Annotated in this window: 15 protein-coding genes; 13 read left to right on the top strand and 2 right to left on the bottom strand. The window is 64.3% G+C overall.

Annotation, left to right across the window (positions count from 1 at the left end; genetic code table 11):
* The 6 genes from IT350_11165 to IT350_11140 all read left to right on the top strand — a co-directional run.
* A partial coding sequence (locus IT350_11165; protein ID MCC6158600.1) for a YkgJ family cysteine cluster protein occupies positions 1-506 on the top strand: 506 nt, incomplete at its 5' end.
* Positions 507-535: 29 nt separating this feature from the next.
* Complete coding sequence (locus IT350_11160) at positions 536-1,894, top strand: radical SAM protein (GenBank protein MCC6158599.1); 1,359 nt, start codon at positions 536-538, stop codon at positions 1,892-1,894.
* Between the two features lie 157 nt (positions 1,895-2,051).
* Positions 2,052-3,119 (top strand): hypothetical protein, encoded by a 1,068-nt coding sequence (locus tag IT350_11155; protein ID MCC6158598.1) that lies wholly within the window; start codon positions 2,052-2,054, stop codon positions 3,117-3,119.
* A complete protein-coding gene (locus tag IT350_11150) occupies positions 3,116-3,775 on the top strand; it encodes a hypothetical protein (protein MCC6158597.1) in 660 nt (219 codons plus the stop codon). Before IT350_11155 ends, IT350_11150 begins: the two co-directional genes overlap by 4 nt.
* Positions 3,776-3,933: 158 nt before the next feature.
* Positions 3,934-6,249, top strand: a complete 2,316-nt coding sequence (locus IT350_11145; protein MCC6158596.1) for a response regulator — start codon at positions 3,934-3,936, stop codon at positions 6,247-6,249.
* Between the two features lie 126 nt (positions 6,250-6,375).
* A complete protein-coding gene (locus IT350_11140) occupies positions 6,376-6,876 on the top strand; it encodes a CopD family protein (GenBank protein MCC6158595.1) in 501 nt (166 codons plus the stop codon).
* A gap of 10 nt (positions 6,877-6,886) precedes the next feature.
* On the opposite strand, the gene IT350_11135 is transcribed toward IT350_11140, so the two are convergent.
* Positions 6,887-7,654: a response regulator gene (locus IT350_11135; GenBank protein ID MCC6158594.1), complete on the bottom strand. Its 768-nt coding sequence runs from the start codon at positions 7,652-7,654 to the stop codon at positions 6,887-6,889.
* A complete protein-coding gene (locus IT350_11130; protein MCC6158593.1) occupies positions 7,651-9,063 on the bottom strand; it encodes a HAMP domain-containing histidine kinase in 1,413 nt (470 codons plus the stop codon). Before IT350_11130 ends, IT350_11135 begins: the two co-directional genes overlap by 4 nt.
* A gap of 232 nt (positions 9,064-9,295) precedes the next feature.
* Between IT350_11130 and IT350_11125 the strand changes: the two genes are divergently transcribed.
* The 7 genes from IT350_11125 (at position 9,296) to IT350_11095 (ending at position 17,783) form a co-directional block, all read left to right on the top strand.
* Positions 9,296-10,453 (top strand): acyl-CoA dehydrogenase family protein, encoded by a 1,158-nt coding sequence (locus IT350_11125; protein ID MCC6158592.1) that lies wholly within the window; start codon positions 9,296-9,298, stop codon positions 10,451-10,453.
* 10 nt (positions 10,454-10,463) lie between these two features.
* Complete coding sequence (locus IT350_11120; GenBank protein MCC6158591.1) at positions 10,464-11,636, top strand: acyl-CoA dehydrogenase family protein; 1,173 nt, start codon at positions 10,464-10,466, stop codon at positions 11,634-11,636.
* Positions 11,633-13,453 carry a long-chain fatty acid--CoA ligase gene (locus IT350_11115; protein MCC6158590.1) on the top strand — a complete coding sequence of 607 codons (1,821 nt, stop codon included), beginning with the start codon at positions 11,633-11,635 and terminating at the stop codon, positions 13,451-13,453. Before IT350_11120 ends, IT350_11115 begins: the two co-directional genes overlap by 4 nt.
* A 28-nt stretch (positions 13,454-13,481) precedes the next feature.
* On the top strand, positions 13,482-14,837 hold the full coding sequence (locus IT350_11110; protein MCC6158589.1) for an ATP-grasp domain-containing protein: 1,356 nt from the start codon (positions 13,482-13,484) through the stop codon (positions 14,835-14,837).
* A 94-nt stretch (positions 14,838-14,931) separates the two neighbouring features.
* Positions 14,932-15,708, top strand: a complete 777-nt coding sequence (locus IT350_11105) for an enoyl-CoA hydratase/isomerase family protein (GenBank protein ID MCC6158588.1) — start codon at positions 14,932-14,934, stop codon at positions 15,706-15,708.
* Positions 15,709-15,808: 100 nt separating this feature from the next.
* Entirely contained in the window at positions 15,809-16,210 is a 402-nt protein-coding gene (locus IT350_11100; GenBank protein MCC6158587.1) for a four helix bundle protein, read from the top strand.
* A gap of 28 nt (positions 16,211-16,238) precedes the next feature.
* Entirely contained in the window at positions 16,239-17,783 is a 1,545-nt protein-coding gene (locus tag IT350_11095; protein MCC6158586.1) for an acyl-CoA carboxylase subunit beta, read from the top strand.
* Positions 17,784-17,796 lie beyond the last annotated feature (13 nt).

Genomic DNA, 17,796 nt, shown 5'->3' with positions numbered 1-17,796 from the left:
TCGATCGCCGCGTCCGCGTCCTGACAAGACGTCACGCGGACCGGCTGCGTTGCGGGCTCGGTTGCGCGTCGTGCTGCGAGGACGACCTGACGGTGTTTGCGGTCGAGGCCGAGCGCATCCGAAGGCAATTTCCCGACGTGCTGCGCGAATCGCCGCATGCCGAGGGTGCGTGCGCTTTTCTCGACGAGCGCGGCGCGTGCCGCGTGTACGCCGCGCGGCCATTCGTCTGCCGCACGCAGGGCTTGCCCTTCCGATGGATCGGCGAGACCGGCGAGGGGGAACTCGTCGAATACCGCGACATCTGCCCGCTCAACGAAACCGATGACCCGGTCGAGGAGATCGAGTCGGCCGACTGCTTCACGCTTGGCGACACCGAAGATCGTCTCCGTGCTCTTCAGATGGCAGCCTCGAACGACCTGCGGCGGGTGCGTCTGCGGGATCTGTTTGCAACCGCGACCGCGACGGCACCGGCCACGGCGACGAAACGCCGAACGCGTCGAGCGTGATCCGCCTTTCATTGTCCGCCGGGCGGTTCGTGCTATCCTGCCTGTCCATGGAGATTCTCCGCGAAACGCATTCGATCTGCCCCGAATGCCTGAAGCTCGTTCCCGGTCGCGTCGAACGGGACGACGCGGGCGTGTGGCTGTCGCGCACGTGCCGCGAGCACGGCGAGACGCGCCACCGGCTTTCGAAACACCCCGAGCAGTACGGCAATCTGCACGACTACTACTTCAGCCTGATCCGCGACGCGTACAAGCAGAAGGACTACATTCTGCGCACGACGGATCGCTGCAATCTCGATTGCCCCATCTGTCTCGCGTCGGCCAACCAGCGCCAGTTGCCCGATTACCCCAAGGAAAAACTCGAAAAGTTTCTGGAGGGCAAGAAGGGCTTCAAGATCGACTTGATGGGCGCGGAGCCCACGATGCGCAAGGATCTTCCCGACCTGATCCGCCTCGTGGAGTCCACCGGCAACCGCAGCGCCTTGCACACGAACGGCATCGCGCTGGCCGTTCCCGGCTACGCGCGCAAGCTCAAGGACGCCGGCCTGCGCGAAGTGCACCTGCAGTTCGACGGATTCTCCGACGTGACCTACAAGGAGCTGCGCGGCGAGGCGCTGGCCGAAACGAAGGCGAAGACCATCGCCAATCTCGAAGAGGCGGGCATCGCGGTCGATCTGAAGATGACCGTGTCGCCGGGGCTGAACGACGAGGAAATGGGGACGGTTCTCGATTTCGCCGCAAAACGGAAAAACGTGAAGGAAGTTTTCTATCTGACGCTGCGGATGCTCGGCGCGGCTCGGCTGATGGACAATCCCAAGATCATGGTGCCGGACGAACTGATCGACCGCCTGGAGGCGCAGACCGGCGGGCGCATCAGCCGACACGACATCCACGTGTTCCAGAAACTCTACTTCGCGTTCCTGCACATGTTTCGGGTACGCAAGTGCTTTTACAACCAGCACTATATCGTGCGTCGCGAAAAGGGCGGCTGGGTTCCGCTGTCCCAAGTGATCCGCATGAAGGGGTTGGAGGCAAAGCTCGACCGTTACCATCGCGAAACCGGCGAGACGGGCAAGCGGCTCGGGCCGGGCCTGCGCCTGGTATTCGGCATGATGCCGCACTTCCTCACGCGCCGGGGCATCGCGTTCGCCGCGGATGCTTTCGTGATCAAGATGCTGCTGTATTTCGGTTTCGACCTCTCGCGCATTCCGAGCCGAAACATCCTCATCGGCTTCATCACCGCGTGCGACCCGCTACTCTACGACTCGGGCGTCTCCGAAAACTGCGGCAAGGGCGACCTTTCCCTCGATCAGGGCCGCCGGCCCTCGGGCTCCATCGCCAACGTCCTGCGCGACCGCTCCATCTACGGCGAAACCAAGGCCGCGTCGTAAGCGGTCGTCGACCGCGCGGGCGTCCCCTCCCGCGACCGGGCGACCCGCGTAGACCGCCCCCCACCGCTATGCTATAAAAACCCGCCCGCGCCGTCGGGCTCATCGCAACGCGTCTGACTGATCGAAAACTGAACGACCATCGAGGACCATTCGGGTCGTGCCGAAAGCCTTGCCTCGACAACATGCGGCCGCGTGGGCCACGCCCTGGGAAGAGACGGTTTCGCGCTTCGAAACCGGACCTCACCTGCTGCTCGTGCTCACGAGTCCATTGTGCGATCCGTCGCGCGCCGCCCGTGCCAACCGGGCGCTGCGCGAGCGCATCGACTGGACGTCCCGCGAGGTGCCCCAGGACAACTCCCGCCGGTTTCTGACGCGGGCCATCGGTGACGCCAACGCCACATTGTTCTCGGCGGCCAATTCCGACGGCGAACCCGGCTCGCTTCCCCTCTCGGTCGTTGCCCTGTGGACAAACGGGATCGAGGTCGCTTACGCGCACGTGGGCAATGCGCGGATCTACCAACTTCGCGACGGCATGATCCGACCGGTGACGCAGGATCACACGCAGGCGCAGGCTATGGTCGACCAGGCGCTCCTCAAACCCGAGGAAGCGCGCAACCATCCGTTTTCGCGAGAGATTCTGCGCTCACTCGGTCGTCGGCCCATGATCGATGTTCCCGTGCAGGGCCCTGTCCCCGCGAAAAACGGCGACTACTACGTGCTGTGCAGCGCGGGCATCACGCGCCGCCTCGCGGATTCGGATATCGGCAACGCGATTGTCGAGGGCGAACTGCTCGACGCGTGCCACGCGATTGTGCAGATGGCGGTGGACGCGGGCGGCGATCCCGAGGATATCCTCGCGGTGCAGGCGATCCGATTCGGCGACCAGGGCGGCGGGCGCAAGGTCGAGGCGTACAACCCGATCGACAACATCACGCGTTCGCTGATGAGGGCGGAGACGGGTGCCGCGACGTTCATGTCCGACAAGGGGCTCGTGGCCCGCGCCGTCGCGACGATCGCGATGCTGATCTACCTGTTTGTATTCGCCGTGTGCGATCCCGACTGCGGTTCATCCGTTCGTCGGATGGAAGAGAGTTTTTCGGGCGACGAGGAGTCGACCGGGGAGCCCGTGGACGAGGCGCCCGCCGAGGCCGACGCCGCCGAAGGCGACGACGCGAAGGCAAAAACGAACGGGGCGAATTCGGACAAAGACGGAGGCGGCGAATGATCGGACCGCTTCAGCTTCGCCGGATTCTGGAACTCGTGCTCGTGGTGCTGTTCGTCGTGAACGCGACGCTCACCTATCGGGCCTGTCGGACGCGCGAGACCGAACCCGACGCGCCGGTGATCGCGCAGGCGGGCGAAGCGGAGGACGGCGGCTCGGTCGCTCCGACACCAGCCCCCACGCCGCCGCCGCCGCCCGATCCGAACCCCGAACGAACGCTGATCCTCACGGCGATGACGTTCTTTCAGCACATCTCCGACCGCCGATACGACGAGGCGTCGTCGATGTTCCGCGACGACGACAAGCGCCGGCAATGGAGCGAGAACCTGCGTCGGGTGGCCAAGATGGGCAATCCCATCGCGGCGTTCGAGATCGAGGAACACCTGAACCGGCCGTACTGCAAATCGGAGATCGCCAGCGGCGAACGCGGGTCGTGCTCGTTCCCCATCCTGCTCTACCGCAAGGATCGGAACATCAGCGAGTGGGCGTCGATCAAGATGGAGCTCGCAAAGGTCGACGGCGAGTGGAGGATCACCTATTACGAGCAGATTCCGCTCGACAAGGATGCCTACGACGCCCGGCGCGTCGAAGAGGAACGCCGTGCCCAGGCCGCCCGCGAGGCTCGCGAGAAACTTCAGCAAAACGCGGAATCGCCGTGAACGCCCGGCCCAGGAACCGGCATCAAGCGCCGAACCTGTCTTGCCACGCCTCGCGCGGCACACCTATAATCACCAGTTCCATGACTCGTGTTCTCGGAAGAGTTCTCACCCGACGGGCCGGCAGGGTCCGCCCGCGCGCGGTGTGATCCGGAGGTCGAATGGCCAAGCGCATCCTGGTCGTGGATGACGACAAAAATATCGACCAGATCCTCCACGCCTCATTGTCGGCGATGGGATTCGAGGTCTACGTGGCGCGAAACGGCGAGGAGGGTCTTGCGCAGTTCAAGGCGTCGACCCCCGATCTCGTGCTGCTCGACGTGCTGTTGCCCAAGGTCAACGGATGGGACGTCTGCAAGAACATCAAGAACACGCCCGAGGGGCGCAAGACCCCCGTCGTCCTGATGAGCGCCGTCTACAAGACGCCGAAGATGCAGCGGGACGCGCGCGAGAAGTTCAAGGCCGATCAGTTCCTCGAAAAGCCGTTTCAGCTTTCGCGTTTGCTGACCATGGTGACCACGTTGCTGGGCGTTCCGGAAAACGCCGAGCTGATGATGACCGAAAACGGCGCGAAGCTCGCGGACGGCGGTCCCGACGAATTTCCGCCCGAGTCGCCGGAAGAAGGCGGCGAACCTGCGTCCGACGCCGCGCCCGAGCCCACGCCCGACCCGGACGAGGAAGATCGCGCCACCGGCGAAACGCCGCCGTCGTCCGACATCTCTCCGCGCGACCCCAGCGTCCTGCTCGAGGGCGATTTTTCCACCGTCTCCTTCCCCGAGTTGCTGCACGACCTGTACGTCATGGGCAAGTCAGGGCATCTCGAGGTCAAGTACGGACCGAAAGAAAAGACGATCGACGTCCTGGACGGGTATCCCGTTGTCGTATCCACCAACGTCGAGGAGGAATACTTCGGCAACTTCCTCGTACGCAACGGCATTCTGACCGCGGAGCAGCGGGACGAATCCGTCACGCGCATGAAGGAATCCGGTCGCCTTCAGGGGACGGTGCTCATCGAGATGGGCATCCTGACGCCGCAGCAGGTCGTCAACTACCTGAAACTCCAGATCCGCGAAAAGCTCTTCGAGATTTTTTCGTGGAGTGCGGGCACGTACCGCTTCACGGCGGATGCGGCTGTCGCCGGCGATGTGCAAAACGTCGACATGTCGGTCGCAAACATCATCCAGGAGGGCGTGCGAGCCCACTACACCTTCGAGCGGTTGGAAAAGCAGCTCGCGGGGTATTGGGAGCACTTCCTGCAACTGGGCGCCGACCGTCGCTATCGCTTCCAGGACATCAAGCTCACGCCCGGCGAGGCCAAAATCCACGAGATGGTCGACGGCACCAAGACCTTCGACGAGATCGTCTCGGCGTCGCCGGTGTCCCGCGAACGCACCCTCCAGGTGCTCTTCACGCTCATCATCAGCGGCATGGTCGAGACGATCATCGACTCGCGCGACGACCCGCAGACCCGCTTCACGGCGGCGGAGGACGTCGCCGAGGTGCGCCGCAAGACCGTGGCGATCGCCGAATCGGATACCGACAAAAAGGCGCTCGCCGAAAAGCCATCGGGTTGGGCCGGCGAGAGCGAGGACGAGATGTTCGGCGGCGGATTCGAACCCGCCGCGCCGACGCCGCATCCCTCCGCCGTCCCCATGGCGACCGAAGACGAAATGCCGTCCGACGACGCCGAGGTCCGTCAGGCCGTGCTCGGCATGTACAAGCGGCTCGCCGACGAGAACCTCTTCCACCTGCTCGGCGTGGGCACGAATCCCACTGAGCAGGAGGTGCGTATCGCGTATCACCGCCTCGCCAAGGATTTCCACCCCGACCGCTTCTTCGGCCGCGCCAGTCGCGAGGTGAAGATGAAGGTCGAGGAGATCTTCGCCGCGGTCAACGACGCCTACGATCGCCTCAACACGCAGGACAAAATCAACCAGTACCAGAAATACCTCGAGGGCGCGGAACTCGACGACGAATCGGCGAACCGGATCGAGGGCGTGAAGAAGGTCATCATCGCCGAGCAGCGATACCAGAACGGCCTGACGTTTCTGAAGGAGAAGCGTTTCACCCGCGCCGCCCACGCGCTGCGCCAGGCGCTCGACATCGCGCCGAACGAGGCCGAGTACATCGCCTACTACGGCTGGTCGCTCTACAACATCGCCAACGAGAAAGACCCCGATCAGGAAGAACTGGCGCTGCGACCCAAGGAGTCGATCGCCGACATGCAGTTCGAGGCCCGCGAGTCGCTCACCCGCGCGCTCGAGATCAATCCGCGCACCGAAAAGGCTTATCTGTTTCTCGGCGCGATTTACAAGGATCAGGGCTTCGTCGAGTTCGCCGAGAAGCAGTACGAGAAGGCGCTCATGTGCAACCCGAATTCCATCGAGGCGCTGCGCGAACTGCGTCTCATCAAGCTGCGCGAATCGCAGGCGAACCGAAAGAAGAAGGGACTGTTCGACCGTTTCCTGAAGCGCTGAGAAACCGATCGGGAATGTCATCTTCGATACCATTCAGGACGTTCAACGCCGGAGCCCGGATCGATATGATCCCGGCTCCGGTTTTCGTTTCCGTTTTCACGTCAGCTCGGGAAAGGAAGGTCGATCGTGCGCGTGATCTATCTGCTCATGGTCTATGCCCACGTGCTCGCCGCGTGTCTGCTCATTGGAGGCAGCCTGTTCATGCTCTTCAACGTGAGCGTGATGGGCGCGCACGCCGAGGTGCGATCGGCCGCGCCGACCGTCGCACCGTGGCTCGCCGCAAGGTTCAAAAAGATCCGCTGGCACTCGATCGCCGTGCTCATGGTCACGGGTTTCTACGCCCTGTGGCAGCGGGGTTTGAGCCCGCTCGCGCTCGCAGGGGCCGACGCTTGGAAGGGAGCGTGGGGCCACACCCTCGCGTGCAAGCTCGTCGTCTTCGCCGTCGTGCTCGGCGTCATGGCGTACGTCGATTACGTCGTATCGCCCGCGCTGGGGCGCGCCATGGCCGGCGGCGACGCGGCGCAAGCCGGCGTCGTGCGCGCGAAGATGAACCGGCTCATCAAGATCAATTCGACCCTCGGCCTCGTTCTGGTGGGTCTCGGCGTGCTGCTCGTGCGCGGAATCTAGACCGACGCTCTTAGCGGATGTGCTTTTTCACCACCTGCGCGAGCGTATCCATGTCGATCGGCTTGAGCAGGTGTTCCTTCGCGCGATTGCGCGCGGCCTCTTCGCCGAACTCCTTGAACTCCTCGCGCGAGAACATCATGCCGATGGGCACGTCGCGGGCGGTGCCGGCGACCAGATCGAAGAACTCCATGCGTGTCTGGTGGTTGCCGCCCATCATTTCGAAGTCGAAGAGAATCATGTCGATGTCGCGACCGAGGCGGCGAATCGCCTCGAGCGCCACGATGCGCTCACCGCACGCCTTTACGCAGCAGCCTTCGCTTTCGAGCGACATCTCCATCAGCGCACGCGTCTCACCGACCTCCTCGGCGACGAGCACGATCGGCCGGCGGCGCGCGTCGGCGTCGGTGCGCATCAGCGGCGGGATCAAGCGGCGCAGGTGATCGAGATCGAAGGGCTTGGTGAGGAAATACTTCACCTGCGGCGAGAGCTTGAGGGAGAAGTCGTCCTTCATGCCGGCCTTCGACGTTGCCATCATGATCGGCACGTCGAGGCCGAGCGCGCCGACGGTTTCGACGAAGCGAATCCCGTGCATGCCCGGCATTTCGATGTCGCTGATGACGAGGTTCACGTCCGAGCCCAGCCGTTTGAGGATTGTGAGCGCCTCCTCGCCGTTCCCCGCGGTTTTGACCACGTAGTGGTCGACCTCCTCGAGAACGCTCTCCAGCGTGTCGCGGTATTCGATGTCGTCGTCGGCGAGCAGAATCAGGTGTCGGTTCATATGGATGCCCCCACGCCGTCGGTCACCAGGCCGGGACCGATCGGCAGTTCAAAGCAAAACGTGCTACCCCGGCCGACCTCGCTGTCGACCCAGATGCGTCCCCGATGCGCCTCGACGGCGAGCCGGCAGAACGCGAGACCGAGGCCCGTCGAATGGCCGCGCATTTCGCCGCGCAACTCGGCTTGGCCGAATTTCTCGAAGATCTTTTTCTGATCGGCCGGCGCGATGCCGGGACCGTCGTCCGACACGCACACGTGCGCCACCGCGTCTTCGAGACGCAGCGCGATGCGAATCTCGCCGCCGCGCGGCGTGAACTTCACCGCGTTGCCGACGAGATTCGCGACCACGCGGGCGATGAGGTCGGGATCGAACGCAAAGGGCGGCGGAGCCTGGGCGGCGTCGATCGTGATGCGCCGGTCCTCGGCGAGCGCGCCCAGCAGATCGACGCCCCGCGTGATCGCCTCGCGCAGATCGGATTCGCGCGCCGCGATGGTCATGTGACCGGCCTCGAACTTGTTCACGTCGAGCAGGCAGTTGATGAGCTCGAGCTGCGACCCGATGCCCGCGACGGATTTGTCGATGCGGGCCGCCGCCGCATGGCCCGGTTCGAGCCGGAGCTTCGCGGCCTGCAGGTTGAGCTGCACCCCCGCGAGCGGCGAACGCAGGTCGTGTACGATCATGTGCGTCAGGCTGTCGCGCAGAGCTTCGAGCTGGCGGAGTTGGTTGTAACTGCGCTCGATCTCCCGGCGGTTGCGCTCCAGATCCGCGTTGGTGGTGTGAAGTTGGTGTGCGTAGTAGGTCATCATTCCCAGAATGAAAACGGCGTTGAACACGAACAGGGTGAGGACCATGCCGATATAGCGCGACTCGAGGAAAATTTCCGTGGGCACGCGCGCATGGTCGGGATGCAGGGGCAGGTAGGTCAAAAGCCCCCACTTCTCGAGCAGCATGATCGCGCCCCACCCGGCGATTCCCGCGAGGAAGTACCACCAGGATTCCTTGAGTCCGATCAGCCAGGACACGACCATGCACACGCTCAGGAACTGCATGGGCAGGATGCTCGTGGCGCTGCCCGCGATGTGCAGATGCCCCAGCGTGATGACGAGAATGACGATCGAAACGCCGTGAATCGTGATGCGAAACAGCCGTTCGCGGTCGCATCCGGTCCGGGGGGCAATCACGAAATTGAGCAGGTAATAAAGGACGACGGCGATGATCGCCGCGAGATTCAGGACGACGGACGCCTTCGCCGCCCACGGCGTGAGCACGGTTTCGTCGCCGAGGTAGCGAAACGACAGGTACTGCGTGGAGGTGAACGCGATGAGCGACGCGAGGCCAAGGAAAACCGCCCAGCGCGATCGGCGAAGATAAAACCCGTAACCGGGCCGAATGTCGGCGTCTGACTTCACGGGTTCGGAACTTTGCGCATTCATCCACAAATGTGTAGTCCATTTACCTTCTCTTTACAATTTTCCGGCTCACAGCATTGGCAAAAACCCGACCGACCGCCCGGTGGGCGAGCGCGCCGCCCCAAAGAGCGTATCGACTCTTGGCGTTCGAACCCCGCGCGACCTTGACACCATGCGTCGCATCTGGTGAATGTGGGCGCGCCTTCCTTTTTTGGGCAGGAGATCAAACAGCATGGACTTCATTCTGAGCGCCGAACAATTGGCGTTTCGCGACACCGTGGAGCGTTTTTGCCGCGAGCGGATCGCGCCGTTCGCCGAAGAAGCCGACCGCAACGCCGAGTTCTCCTACGAGGCTTGGCGGCGCATGGGCGAATTCGGTCTTCTCGGCATGCACTACCCCGAGGAATACGGCGGCCAAGGCGCGGACGTGCTCACGTCGATTGTCGGCGGCGAGGCGATGGGGCTGGGCGGCGCGGATGCGGGATTGCTGCTGGCATGGGGTGCGCACACGTACCTGTGCGGCGACACGATCCTCAAGCACGGCAGCGAAGAGCAAAAAACCAAATACCTGCCGAAGATCGCGTCGGGCGAGTGGATCGGCTGCTGGGCGCTCACCGAACCGGGGGCGGGATCGGACGCCGCGTCGATCACCACCACCGCGGTGCGCCGCGATGGCGGCTGGGTGCTGAACGGCGCGAAGATGTTCATCACCAACGGTCCCATCTGCAAAGTCTGCGTGGTCAACGCGGTCACCGACAAGAGCGCGGGCCACGGCGGCATCAGCGCGTTCATCGTCGAGGCCGGGACCAAGGGATTTTCGTCGGGTAAGCCGCTTCACAAGATGGGCGTGCGTTCGTCGCAGACCTCGGAACTGATTTTCGAGGACTGCTGGATTCCCGAGGAAAACCTGCTGGGCATGGAGGGCATGGGCTTTCTCATGGCGCTCCAAACGCTCGAGTGGGACCGCTCGGCGCTGCTCGCGCCGTACATCGGTTCGGCGGAGCTCGGCCTGCGCCGGTGCGTGAAGTATTCACTGGACCGCAGGCAGTTCGGCAAACCGATCGCCGACTTTCAGGCGGTGCAGCACAAGCTGGCCGACATGCGCATCTTCATCAACGCATTCCGCCTGCTGGTGTACCGCATCGCGTGGAACAAGGATCAGGGCCGACCGCTCAACCACATGGAGGCGTCGATCTCCAAACTCTACGGCGGCGACATGGGGTTCCAGATCGCCAGCGAGGCGGTGCAGATTCACGGCGGCTACGGATACATCCACGAGTATCCCGTCGAACGCTCGCTGCGCGACGCGAAGCTCGGGCAGATCGGCGGCGGCACGTCGGAAATCCAGCAGATGATCATCTCGCGCCTGCTCACGCAGGAAGCCCGGTAGGGAGACGACCATGAATTTCGAATTCACCACCGAGCAGATCGCGGCCGCCAAATCCTTCGCCGATGCGGTTCGCGATCGGATCGCGTGCGACGCCGAGCGGCAGGACGCCGACCCCGGCGCGTCGGACCAAATCACGCGCGCGCACTTGAAGACGCTGGGCGAACTCGGCTGGCACGGTCTGACGCACGATCCGGCGATCGGCGGCGCGGGCATGACGCATTTGGAGTGGACGCTTTACTCCGAGGCGCTGGGCGGCCTTGCTCCGACATCGTTTTTGTCGGCGACGAGCGCGGCGGGCGCGACCGTGCGGCCGATCGCGAAGTTCGGCACGGCGGCACAGATCGACAAATTCGTGAGGCCCGCGCTGCGCGGCGAGTCGATCGGCGCGTTCGCGGTGACCGAAGCCGATTCGGGCTCCGACCCGCTCGCGGTGAAGCTCTCGGCGACGCGCGACGGCGACGGCTGGGTGCTCGACGGCGAAAAGGTGTGGGCGACGAACGGACCGATCTGCGATTTTGCGCTGGTGCTCGCCGCCACGAAACCCGAGGGCGGACCGAACGGCCTGTCGCTGTTCGTCGTGCCCGCCGACGCGCCGGGCTTCGAGCGCGGCGCGCGCGTGGCGACGATGGGGTATCGCGGCGCACTGGTCGGCCCGATCCGCCTGAATCGATGCCGCGTCGGCGCGGACGCGCTGGTCGGCCCGGAGAACGCGGGCTTCGGCATGGCGATGCACGCGATGCAGTTCGGCCGCCTGTCGGCGTGCTGCGGCGCGATCGGTCTCGGCGAGACGGCGATGGCGCTCTCGCTCGGGCACGCGCTCACGCGGCGCGCGGCGGGCACGAAGATCATCAAGCACCAGGAAGTCGCGTTCAAACTCTCGCAGATGAAGATGCTGACCGACACGGGACGCCTGCTCACGCAATACGCGGCTTGGTGCATGGACACGGGCAGCGCCGAGGCGTCGGCCATGGTGAGCGCGGCGAAGATCCACACCACCGAGGCGGCGACGAAGATCGCCAACTTCGCGATGCAGATCTTCGCGGGTGTGGGCTACACCGCGGGGCACCCGATCGAGCGGCTGTATCGCGACGCCAAGCTCGGCGAGCTGCTCTTCGGCACCACCGAGGTGCACCGCGTCATGCTCGCGCAGGATACGATCGCCCGCTTCGGGGACCTGGGATGACATCGAGCGTCCCGGCGGAGTCGATCCGCGCGCCGTGGCCCAATCTGGCCGCGATGTTCTTCGATCAGGCCGACCGACTCGGCGCGCGCACCGCGTTGCGAAAAAAGTCGGGCGGGCGCTGGGTCGATATCTCGTGGGCCGAGTGGTCGCGCGACGCGCGGCGATTCGCGGGCGGGCTCGTGAAGCTCGGCCTCGCGCCGCGCGAGGTCGTCTCCATCATCTGCAACAACCGGCCCGAATGGGTGGTGGCGGATCTGGGAACGCTGGGCGCGGGGTGCGTGCTCGTTCCCGTCTATGTGACGCTTCTGCCGAACGACATCCACTACATTCTCGACCATGCCGAAACGCGCCTGATGATCGTCGAGAACGAAGAGCAACTCGCGAAGGTTCTGGAAATTCGCGCGAAGCTCCCTCGACTTTTCAAAATCATATTGATCGACGGCGCGCCGCCGGACGATCCGCAGATCATGTCGTACGACGACGTGCTGCGCCTCGGCGACGACACTAGGCCCGCGGCGCTGCGCCCGCGTTACGAAAACATCGGCACGGGCGACGTGGCGACGATGATCTACACGTCGGGCACCACCGGCCCGCCCAAGGGCGCGATGATCACGCACGGCAACATCCTGTGGATCCTCGCGTCGGCGAACGAGGTGGCGTTCGTGACGGCGGATGACGAATCGCTGAGCTTTTTGCCGCTGTGTCACGCGTACGAGCGTATCGGCGGGCTCTTCGGTTCGATCTTCATGGGCGCGACGATCAACTTCGCGCAAAACCTGAACACGATCCTCGACGATCTGGCCGAGGTGCGCCCGACGATCTTCCTCTCCGTGCCGCGCATGCTCGAAAAAGCCTACGCGCGCACCACGGCGCGGATCGAATCCTCAGGCGCGGCAAAAAAGGCGCTCTTTCGCTGGGCGCTCGACATCGGCCGGAAGACGACGCCGTATCGGCTGAAAAAACAACGCATGCCCGCGATTCTCGACCTCCAATACCGGCTCGCCGAAAGGCTCGTGTACGCGAAGGTCAAGGAGCGGTTCGGCGGGCGACTGCGTTACATTGTTTCGGCGGGTGCGCCGCTCTCCAAAGAGATCGCTGAGTTTTTCTTCGCGATGGATGTGCTGATCCTCGAAGGCTACGGCATGACGGAGCTGTCCGCGCCGTCGCACATCAATCTGCCTGACGCGGTGAAGCTCGGTTCGGTGGGTCGCGCGCTGCCGGGCGTGCAGGAGCGCATCGCGCCGGATGGCGAGATCCTCGTCAAGGCTCCGTCGGTGTTCGTGGGCTACTGGAAACGCCCGACCGACACGATGGAAGCCCTCGACGAAGGGTGGATGCACACGGGTGACATCGGCCATGTGGACGAGGATGGATTCCTCTACATCACCGACCGCAAGAAGGACCTCATCATCACGTCGGGCGGCAAGAATATCGCGCCGCAAAACATCGAAAACAAACTCAAGGCGCAGCCCTTCGTCAGCCAGGCGATGGTGTACGGCGATCGGCGAAAGTATCTGGTCGCGATTATCACGATCGACCGCGAGGCGCTCTCGCAAAAGCGCGCGACCGAGGGCGGCGCGCCGCTGCCGGATGACATCTCGGCCGATGCCGAAGCGCGGCGACTCGCCGAGAGCGCGGTCAGCGCGGTGAACGCGCAGCTCGCGTCGTACGAGACGCTCAAGGCGTGGCGGCTGCTGGATCGCGATTTCACGATCGACGACGGCGAACTGACGCCGACGATGAAACTCAAGCGCAAGGCGATCACGTCGCGCTTCGCGGATCTCATCGAGCAGATGTATCCCGAGGGCGACGTGTGACGCAGCGGATCGGTTTGGGGGAAGACGGGTGTTCGAAAAAATTCTGATCGCGAATCGGGGGGAGATCGCCGCGCGCGTGATCCGCACGTGCCGGCGACTCGGCATCGCGACCGTGGCTGTTTATTCCGAGGCCGACGCCGCCGCGCCGTTCGTGCGCGCCGCGAATGAGGCCGTCGCCATCGGGCAGCCGCTGCCGACCGAAAGCTATCTGGTCGCGGAAAAAATCATCGCCGCGGCGAAGTCGACGGGCGCGCAGGCGATCCATCCGGGTTACGGATTTTTGTCGGAGAGCGCCGATTTCGTGACCGCGTGCGAGGCGGCGGGGCTCGTGTTCATCGGTCCCGACGCGACCGCCATGATGACGCTGCGCGACAAGATGGGCGCGCGCGAACGCATGGATGAGGCGGGGCTGCCCATCATCCCCGGCAGCCACGGCAACGTGGCTAGCGCCGACGAAGCGCTCGAGGTCGCGGCGCGCGTGGGCTACCCCGTGATGGTGAAGGCGAGCTTCGGCGGCGGCGGCATCGGCATGACGATGGTCGAGGACGCCGACAAGCTCGCCAAGGCGTTGCAAAAGGCGTCGGACCGAGCGGGCCGGGCGTTCGGACGCAACGAGATCTACGTCGAAAAAGTCGTGCCCGACACGCACCACATCGAGTTTCAGGTTTTGGCAGATCATCACGGCGGCGTCGCGACGGTGTTCGAGCGGGAGTGCTCGGTGCAGCGTCGCCAACAAAAAATCATCGAGGAGTCACCGTCGCCGTTCATCACCGAGGCCGTTCGCGCCGACATGGCCGCGCGCATTGCCGCCGCCGCCGCGCACGTGGGTTATCGAAACGCGGGCACTTTCGAGTGCCTGATGGACGGCGAACGCCACTGGTATTTCCTCGAGGTCAACAAGCGGTTGCAGGTCGAGCATCCGGTCACGGAGATGGTCACGGGGCTCGATCTCGTCGAACATCAGATCCGCGTCGCCGCGGGCGAGCCGCTCGCCGCGGAGGTGATCGGTGCGCGCTCGACGGGGCACGCGATCGAGGCGCGGCTTTACGCCGAAAATCCCGCGCGCAAGTTCTTGCCGCAGCCGGGCACGATCACGCGCCTGGAGTGGCCCGAGATGGAGGGCCTGCGCGTGGACACCGGCGTGGCGACGGGCAGCGAGATCACGCCGTTTTACGATCCGCTGATCGCCAAGGTGATCGCTCATGGCGATACCCGCGACCACGCGATCGAGCGGCTGTGCGACGGGCTCGCCAACACGCGGCTCGAGGGCATCGTGACCAATCGCGAATTTCTGATTCGCGTGCTGCGCCACCCGACCTTCGCGTCGGGCACGTACACGACCGCGTTTGTCGAGGAGAAGCTGGGGGAGTTGATTTCGGCATGACTTGAGCGCCCTCACCCCCGTCCCCTCTCCCGCCGGGCGAAAGAGGGGTGGCCGAAGGCCGGGGTGAAGGTAGATTGATCGGAGGAGTGCATCCATGTCCGACGCCGTTCTGATCGAAAAAGCGCCGCCTGTCGGGCGGATCGTCATCAACCGGCCCGAGACGCGCAACGCGATTGACTTTGACGTGATCCGCGGCATCCGCGGGGCGATCGACGCGCATGAGGCCGACGCCGAGGTGCGCGTGATCGTGCTGACCGGCGCGGGCGACAAGGCGTTTTGCGCGGGCGGCAATCTGCGCATCGATCCGTCGGCGGGCTTTGTCGCCATGCACGAGGGCCGCGGCGAGTACGCCGAGTTGCTGCTGCGTTTCGGGCGCTGCGGCAAACCGATCGTCGCGCGGGTGAACGGCCACGCGCTGGGCGGCGGGCTCGGTCTCGCGTGCGCGTCGGACATCGTCGTCGCCACCGCCGACGCGACCTTCGGCACGCCGGAAATCAAACTGGGCCTGTTCCCGATGATGATCATGGCGCTGCTCGTTCGTCACGTGGGACGCAAAAAACTCATGGAGATCATGCTGACCGGCGGGCGATTCACCGCGGAAGAAGCGGTGCGCCACGGCGTCGCCAACTACGCCGTGCCCGCCGCCGAACTCGACACGAAAACCGACGAGATCGTCGCCGCGCTCGCGTCGAAATCCGCCGCCGTGCTGCGCCTCGGTAAAAAGGCGTTCTACGACATGGACGACATGAGCACCGAGGACGCGCTCAAATATCTGCACACGATGCTGACCGTGAACGCGATGGCCGAGGACGCCATGGAGGGTGTGATGGCGTTTATGGAGAAGCGGGACGCGAATTGGAAGGACAGGTAGGTGGTTTTTGGTTTTTGGTTGTTGGTGAGCGACACGAGGGTTCGGGGGCGATAGCGTGATCCGTGGGAGCTATCGGGATCTGGAAGCATGGAAACAGGCGATGGACATCGCAGAGTCCTGTTATCGATTGACCTCGAACTTCCCGAAAGCAGAGCAATACAGTCTCGTAGCGCAGCTTCGAAAGTCGGCGGTCTCGGTGCCATCGAACATCGCGGAAGGCGCCGGGCGAGGGAGCAACACCGACTTCGTGCGTTTCCTGCACATTGCGTACGGAAGTCTTTCGGAACTGGAAACACAACTCCTTCTCTCGCAACGTCTAGGCATGGCGGACCTGAATTGCAATAAGGACCTACTCGCGCGGTGCGATCGTCTCGGCCGCGTTCTCGGTGGATTGATTCGCGCGCTCTCGAAACGATCGGAGGGATCGTCAACGCCCGGATCCACGCGCCAGCGAACCAACAACCAAAACCCAAAATCCAAGAACCCTGAGACGGGAGCCTGACATGTCCGATCCGCTTGAATACCCCCCGATGGAAGAAATGCTCGCGCGACTCGAGAAGAAACGCGCGAAGGTGCGTGCGATGGGCGGAGAGGCCGCGGTCGCCAAGCAGCATTCGCGCGGCAAGCTCACGGCGCGCGAGCGCATCGATCTGCTGTTCGACCCCGGCACGTTCACCGAGGTAATGATGCACGCGCGGCATCAGAGCCAGAGCCCGCTGATGGCCGGCAAGGAGACGCCCGCGGACGGCGTCATCACCGGCTTCGGGCACGTGGACGGCCGACTCGTGTGCTGCGGCGCGTACGATTTCACGGTCATGGCCGGTTCGATGGGCATGATCAGCGAAATGAAGATGACGCGCCTGCGCAAATGGGCGCTCGAAAAGCGCGTGCCCTTCGTGTGGCTGCTCGACTCGGCGGGCGCGCGCGTGCAGGAGGCGACGGGCAGCCAGTTCGCGGGGTCGGGAGGGCTGTTTTACGACGAGGTGCAGATGAGCGGCGTCATCCCGTTGGTCGCGGCGATGCTCGGGCCGTGCTCCGCGGGCACCGCTTACATCCCGGGCCTGTCGGATTTCGTGCCGATGGTGAAGGGCATCTCGTCGATGGCGCTCGCGGGCGTGCATCTGGTGAAGGCCGCGACCGGCGAGGACATCACCGAGGAAGAGCTGGGCGGATCGAAGGTCCACACGCAGATCTCGGGTGTGGCCGATGTCGAGGTCGCCGACGATCGCGAGTGCATCGAGGTCGTCAAGAAATATCTGTCGTTTTTCCCGTCGTCGGTGAACGACCGGCCGCCGCGCGTGACCTGCACCGACGACCCCAAACGCCGCGAGGACGGCCTGCTCGGCATCGTGCCGACCAATCCGCGCAAGCCCTTCGACGTGAAAGACGTCATCAAGCTGATCGTCGACAACGGCGATTTTTTCGAGATCAAACCCAAGTTCGCGAAGTCGATCGTGACCGGCCTCGCCCACATGGACGGCCAGCCCGTCGGCATTCTGGGCAGCCAGCCCAAGGCCAAGGGCGCGGTGCTCGACAACGACTCGGCGGACAAGGCGGCGCGGTTCATCTCGCTGTGCGACGCGTTCCACATTCCGCTGATCTTTTTGCAGGACGTGCCGGGCTTCATGGTCGGCAAATCGGTCGAGCACATGGGCATCATTCGCCACGGTGCGAAGATGATCTTCGCGATGTCCGAGGCGACGGTCCCCAAGATCACGGTGGTGCTGCGCAAGGCGTATGGCGCGGGCTATTTCGCGATGAACGGTCGCGAATTCGGCGCCGACGCTGTGTTCGCATGGCCGACCGCGGAGATCTCCGTCATGGGGCCCGAGGGTGCGGTGAACATCATGGGCCGCGGCATGATCGAGCAGGCCGAGGACAAAGAGGGCATGCGCGCCATGCTGATCGCGCAGTTCAAGAAGATGATCGACGTCTACGTCGCGAGCGGCTGGAGCTTCATCGACGACGTGATCGATCCTCGCGAGACGCGCGAGAAGATCATCTGGTCGCTGCGCCTCGCCGAACACAAGAAGGTGGAGCGCCCGTACAAGAAGCACGGCGTTTCGCCGGTGTAAGACGACGTCACGG

The sequence above is a fragment of the Deltaproteobacteria bacterium genome, assembly GCA_020845895.1.
Classification (GTDB): Bacteria; Lernaellota; Lernaellaia; order JACKCT01; family JACKCT01; genus JADLEX01.
Note: the sequence above shows the minus strand (reverse complement) of the source record. Positions and strands in the feature narration are given on the sequence as shown.